This window comes from Colwellia sp. TT2012, assembly GCF_001440345.1.
GTDB lineage: Bacteria > Pseudomonadota > Gammaproteobacteria > Enterobacterales > Alteromonadaceae > Colwellia.
Genome location: NZ_LJYX01000133.1, coordinates 1 through 810, shown reverse-complemented (window position 1 = coordinate 810; position 810 = coordinate 1). Strand labels below are relative to the sequence as shown.

Here is an 810-nt window from a genome sequence, read left to right as displayed (position 1 = left end):
GGAACAGCGCATAGGCCTTGTCGTCACGGGGCGCCTTGGGGTTGGCGATCACCTGTTGATAACCATCGAGCCGCGAGAAGGTTTCACCGGTGAAGCCCGATGCGGTACTGCCCAGGCTGCCGGCCGAGCGCGCTTCTTCCAGGGGCATGCCGTCCAGGCCGTTACGCAGGATGAACTCACCCAGGCAATTGAGGCCGTGTGGGTTTTTCGCGTCGTTTTGCAAGGTGCTGGCGGTTTGCGCGATGGTCGGGCACGCGTAGCCCGAGGCTGCTTTGTCGCCGCTCCAGCGGAACAAGGTCAGCGCCTGGCCGCCGTCGTACACGTAGCCCAGGCTGGTGCCGATCTTGTCTGCGGCAGGGGAGGCCGGCAGTTGCTGCAAATCCTCGGCGAAAGTTGCGAACTGGCCGCGCAGCAGGTCTTTGTAGAGCAACACAAATTGCGCGGTGCTGCGCTCCAGCGGGTCGCTGGCCTGGCTGATCTGCTGGCGCAACAACTCTGGGCCGGCCACGCTGCGCAGCAGGATATAGCGCACTTGCGGGGTCTGGATCGGCGAGTCGGCGGTGAACACCTTGGCCAATTGGCCGCTGCGCTCGTAGTTCATCGCCAGGGCCAGTTCCAGTTGCTCGCGCTGCAAAGGCAGCTTGGCGTGCGGCAGCAGTTGCAGCCAAAGGGTGGCAGCGTCTGGCCAGTCTTGCTTGGCTTCCAGGGCCAGGCCGCGCAGGTTTTTCTGGCGGAATGCCAAGTAATCCAGGCTTGCGGGTAGCGCTGGCGGCAGATGTTTCAACGCCGCGTCTGGCTGGTGCTCGACAT

General features: G+C 64.0%; 1 protein-coding gene. It reads right to left on the bottom strand.

All coding sequences use genetic code 11. The features are described 5' to 3' along the window. On the bottom strand, positions 1–810 hold an 810-nt coding region (locus ASU03_RS21255), incomplete at both ends, for a hypothetical protein (protein WP_197411318.1).